Origin of the sequence: Dietzia sp. B19 (genome assembly GCF_014145155.1) — a bacterium.
GTDB lineage: Bacteria > Actinomycetota > Actinomycetes > Mycobacteriales > Mycobacteriaceae > Dietzia > Dietzia natronolimnaea.
Map to the genome: position 1 here is coordinate 1 of NZ_JAALED010000158.1, position 4,858 is coordinate 4,858.

Annotated in this window: 6 protein-coding genes; 5 read left to right on the top strand and 1 reads right to left on the bottom strand. The window is 70.5% G+C overall.

The features are described 5' to 3' along the window. The 5 genes from G6020_RS05680 to era form a co-directional block, all read left to right on the top strand. The coding region (locus G6020_RS05680) for an RsmE family RNA methyltransferase (RefSeq protein ID WP_182609945.1) at positions 1-470 on the top strand (470 nt) is incomplete at its 5' end. Between the two features lie 29 nt (positions 471-499). Continuing rightward, complete coding sequence (locus G6020_RS05685; RefSeq protein ID WP_347238316.1) at positions 500-1,561, top strand: PhoH family protein; 1,062 nt, start codon at positions 500-502, stop codon at positions 1,559-1,561. Beyond that, positions 1,558-2,052 carry an rRNA maturation RNase YbeY gene (gene ybeY, locus G6020_RS05690; RefSeq protein ID WP_182609947.1) on the top strand — a complete coding sequence of 165 codons (495 nt, stop codon included), beginning with the start codon at positions 1,558-1,560 and terminating at the stop codon, positions 2,050-2,052. Before G6020_RS05685 ends, ybeY begins: the two co-directional genes overlap by 4 nt. A 3-nt stretch (positions 2,053-2,055) precedes the next feature. Next, positions 2,056-3,378 carry a hemolysin family protein gene (locus tag G6020_RS05695; protein WP_179524967.1) on the top strand — a complete coding sequence of 441 codons (1,323 nt, stop codon included), beginning with the start codon at positions 2,056-2,058 and terminating at the stop codon, positions 3,376-3,378. Beyond that, complete coding sequence (gene era, locus G6020_RS05700; RefSeq protein WP_182609948.1) at positions 3,375-4,283, top strand: GTPase Era; 909 nt, start codon at positions 3,375-3,377, stop codon at positions 4,281-4,283. The genes G6020_RS05695 and era overlap by 4 nt, the downstream gene beginning before the upstream one ends. Positions 4,284-4,304: 21 nt before the next feature. Here era and G6020_RS05705 read toward each other — a convergent pair. After that, positions 4,305-4,858, bottom strand: a 554-nt coding sequence (locus G6020_RS05705) for an alpha/beta hydrolase fold domain-containing protein (RefSeq protein ID WP_182609949.1), incomplete at its 5' end; no start/stop codon positions are given.

The window sequence follows — 4,858 nt, forward strand, 5'->3', positions numbered from 1 at the left end:
AGGCGGACAGGTGTGTGAGCCGCTGGGCGGGGCCCAAGCTCGAGAAGGGCCGGGCCAAGTGGGCCAACGCGGCCCGTGCCGCCGCCAAGCAGTCCCGGCGGGAGTGGGAGCCCGAGATCGCCGAACCCCTCGACTCCGCCGGTCTCGTGGCATTCGTGGCCGAGGAGGTCAGGGCGGGTGCGATCGCCCTGGTACTGCACGAGGACGGTGCCGCCGGTTTAGCGGACGCCGTGACCGCGGCCGGTCCAGTGGAGCGGATCCTCCTCGTCGTCGGGCCCGAGGGCGGCGTCTCCGACGCCGAGATCGACTCACTCACCCACGTCGGGGCCCGCGCCGTGGTCCTGGGTCCCGAGGTGTTGCGCACCTCCAGCGCCGCCGCGGTGGCCCTCGGCGCCCTCGGAGTTCTCACGCGGAGATGGGCCCGCGCTGGTACTACACTCGACCCGACCGCCCCACCACCCAGGAAGTGATCCACGTAGGTACCCCAGAGAACGACGCAGTGAGAGACACGGCCGCCCGGACGCGGGGCGACGACCGCCGGGACCCCGGCGGCCCGCCCTCCCGCACGGCGGTCCAGCTCGACCCGGACCTGGCCATGGCGGTGCTCGGCGCCGCGGACGCCAACCTCCGGGCGCTCGAGGAGCTGCTCGACGCCGACCTGCACGTGCGGGGCGGCACCATGACCATCTCCGGCGACCCCGGCGCCGTCGACCAGGCCTCACGAGTGGTCTCGGACCTGCTCCGGCAGGCCGGACGTGGGGTGGAGATCACCCCGGCGTCGGTGCGACGCTCGGTCGAGATCCTCGCCGACTCCGGGCCGTTGACCCCCGAGGAGGTGCTGGGCACGGACGTGCTGTCCCGCCGCGGGGGGATGATCCGGCCCAAGACGGTGGGGCAGAAGAAGTACGTCGACGCGATCGACGACCACACGGTGGTCTTCGGACTAGGCCCCGCCGGGACGGGCAAGACCTACCTCGCGATGGCCAAGGCGGTCGCCGCGCTCCGGGCCAAGGACGTCAGCCGCATCATCCTCACCCGCCCGGCGGTCGAGGCAGGGGAGCGACTCGGCTACCTGCCCGGCACGCTGCACGAGAAGATCGACCCGTACCTGCGACCGCTGTACGACTCGCTGCACGACATGATGGACCCGGAGGCCATCCCCAAGCTCATGGCGGCCGGGGTGATCGAGGTGGCACCGCTGGCCTACATGCGCGGGCGCACTCTCAACGACGCGTTCATCATCCTCGACGAGGCGCAGAACACCACGCCCGAGCAGATGAAGATGTTCCTGACCCGCCTCGGCTTCGGGTCGAAGATCGTGGTGACCGGGGACATCACCCAGATCGACCTCCCGGGTGGGCAGCGTTCCGGTCTCAAGGTGGTGCGCGACATCCTCAAGGGGGTCCCCGACATCCACTTCTCGGAGCTCACGTCCGCGGACGTCGTGCGGCACGCGCTGGTGGCCCGGATCGTCGACGCCTACGCGAAGCACGAGGAGCGCCTCGAGCGGGGCGAGGAACCCACCGCCGTACACAGGAACAGGGAGCACCGCCGCCGATGAGCATCGAGGTCGCCAACGAGTCGGGCGTGGAGGTCGACGAGGCCGAACTCATCGACGTGGCCGCGTTCGTGATCGCCCGGATGGACGTCCACCCCGCCGCGGAACTGTCGATCACCCTAGTGGACAAGGACACCATGGCGGATCTCCACGTGACGTGGATGAACCTGCCGGGCCCCACGGACGTCATGAGCTTCCCCATGGACGAGCTCTCCCCGGGGGGTCGCCCCGACCTGCCCGATCCCGGGCCGGCGATGCTCGGCGACATCGTGCTGTGCCCGGCGTTCGCCGCCGACCAGGCCGCCAGCTCCGGTCATCCGCTCGCGCACGAGCTCGCGCTGCTGACCGTGCACGGGTGCCTGCACCTGCTCGGGTACGACCATGCCGAGCCGGCCGAGGAGCGCGAGATGTTCGGCCTGCAGAACGAGCTGCTGGGCGAGTGGTACGACCACCGGGACGCCCCGCAGGACGACGCCCCGCGCGCGGACGTCTGACCCGTGGACCAGACCATTCTCACCACCGGCGCCGCCGTTCTGCTCATCCTGGTCGCCGGCGTATTCGCCGCCCTCGACGCCGCGCTGAGCACGGTCTCGGTGGCCCGGGTCGAGGAGATGGCCAAGGAGCCCCGCTACGGGGCGGCGAGGCTGTCGTTGATGCTGCTCAACCGTCCGCGCTACATCAACGTCACGGTGCTACTGCACCTGTTGAGCCTGATCGCGGGGGTCGTCCTCCTGACCGTGGTGTTCGCCGAGGTCATCGAGTCCACGGTCTGGGCGCTGGTCGGGGTGATCGCGGTGACGACGATCGCGGCGTACGTGGTGGCCGGCGTGGGTCCCCGCACGCTGGGGCGCCAGCACGCCTACTCACTGGCGCTGGGCGCCTCGACCCCGATGCGGGTGCTCGGGATGGTCCTGGGTCCCGTCGCCAGCCTCCTGGTGGGTGTCGGCAACGCCGTCACCCCGGGCCGGGGCTTCCGCAACGGCCCGTTCGCCTCGGAGATCGAGCTGCTCGAGATCGTGGACATGGCCCGCGAGCGCGGGGTCGTGGCCGACGACGAGTCGCGCATGATCCAGTCGGTGTTCGAGCTCGGGGACACCACCGCCCGCGAGGTCATGACCCCGCGGACCGAGATGGTGTGGATCGAATCGGACAAGACCGTCGGCCAGGCGGCCCGGTTGACCGTCAAGTCCGGGTACTCCCGGATCCCCGTGGTGGACGGTGACAACTCCGACGACGTGGTGGGGGTGATCTACCTCCGCGACATCGTGGCCCGTCTCGACGACCCCGACGGCCGCGCGGCCCCGGTCGCCGACGTGATGCGACCCGCGGTGTTCGTGCCGGACGCCAAGCGGATCGACGACCTGCTGTCGGAGATGCAGAGGGACCACAACCATCTGGCGATCCTGGTCGACGAGTACGGCGGAACCGCCGGGCTGGTGTCCATCGAGGACATCCTCGAGGAGATCGTCGGCGAGATCGTCGACGAGTACGACACCACCGAGGTGCCCCCCGTCGAGGAGCTGGAGGACGGGAGGTACCGGCTGTCGTCCAGGCTCGGTCTGGACGAGGTCGCAGAGTTGTTCGACGTGGAGTTCCCGGACGAGGTGACCGAGGAGGTCGAGACCATCGGGGGACTGATGGCGCTCGAACTCGGTCGCGTCCCGCTGCCCGGGGCGCACGTGGTCACCGAGGGGCTCGACCTGCGCGCCGAGGGCGGGCACGACCGTCGCGGACGGGTCAGGGTGGTCACCGTGGTGGCCGAACGGATCGACCTTGCCGCCGACGGCACACACGAGAACGACGACGAGGAGAACCGATGACCACGCCCGAGGGCTTCCGGAGCGGGTTCGTCAGCTTCGTGGGCCGGCCGAACACCGGCAAATCCACCCTCACCAACGCGCTGGTGGGCGAGAAGATCGCCATCACCTCCTCGCGGCCCCAGACCACACGGCACGCGATCCGCGGGTTGGTCCACCGACCCGACGCCCAGATCATCCTGGTCGACACCCCGGGGTTGCACCGGCCACGCACCCTGCTGGGCGAGCGGTTGAACGCCCTCGTGGAGGACACCTACTCGGACGTCGACCTGATCGGGTTGTGCATCCCTGCGGGGGAGCGGATCGGCCCCGGCGACCGCTGGATCCTCGAGCAGGTGCGCAAACTCTGTCCCACCACCCCGATCCTCGGCCTGGTCACCAAGATCGACACCGTGTCCAAGCAGAAGGTCATGGAGCAGTTGGTCGCGGTCTCCAGGCTCCTCGGGCCGGACTCCGAGGTCGTCCCGGTGTCCGCCGCGTCCGGTGAGCAGGTCGACGTGGTGACGGACGTCATCGCCTCCCTGCTCCCCGAGGGGCCGAGGTTCTACCCCGACGACGTGATCACCGAGGAGTCGGACGAGACCCGGATGTCCGAACTCATCCGCGAGGCCGCCCTCGAGGGCGTGCGGGACGAACTGCCCCACTCGATCGCCGTGTCGATCGAGGAGGTGCTGCCCCACGAGGGGCGTGACGACATGGTGGACGTCCACGCCACCGTCTACGTGGAGCGGCAGAGCCAGAAGGCGATCGTCCTGGGCAAGGGCGGCTCGCGCATGCGCGAGGTGGGCACCCAGGCCCGGGCGGGGATCGAGCAGCTCCTGGGGACCAAGGTCTACCTGGACCTGCACGTCAAGGTGCTCAAGGAGTGGCAGCGCGACCCCAAGATGCTCGGGCGGCTGGGTTTCTAGACCGCGGTCGTGCGAGTCCTTCTAGCGCACGGCCGCACGAACGACCCCCACGATCGTCTCCCGAGCGGCCCGACCCTCTGGGGTGGGCTGCAGCGGGTGCACGTGGAGTAGCCCCTGCTCCTCGATGTACGTGACGTCCACGCCGGCGGCGCGGGCCCGCTCCACCCCGAGTCGCACGTCGGGCAGGACGATGTCGCGGGTGGCGGCGAAGATCGTCAGCGGCCCCAGACCGGTGAAGTCCCCGCACAGCGGGCTCACCCGCGGGTCGTCCACCGGCAGCTCGGCACGCCAGGCGTCGATGAACACCCTCAGGCCTCGTCGGGCGAGCCACGGGTCACTGGGTTGGACCCGGTCGATGTCCGGGTTGTCCATCGCCAGGTCGAGCGCGGGGGAGATCAGGACCGTTGCCGGAAGACGGGACACACCCCGGTCCCTCAACTCCATCGCCGCGGACAGCGCGATCTGGCCCCCGGCGCTGTCACCGGCGAGACACACCGGGCCGTGCTCGGCGACCTCGTCCCGCACCAGGTCGGCCACCCCGGCCACCACGCCCGCCGCCGTGCCGCGGTTCGTCG

Bases quoted from the DNA above. Each gene is read 5' to 3' on its own strand.
- ybeY (WP_182609947.1), top strand. From the start codon at position 1,558: ATGAGCATCGAGGTCGCCAACGAGTCGGGCGTGGAGGTCGACGAGGCC.
- era (WP_182609948.1), top strand. From the start codon at position 3,375: ATGACCACGCCCGAGGGCTTCCGGAGCGGGTTCGTCAGCTTCGTGGGC.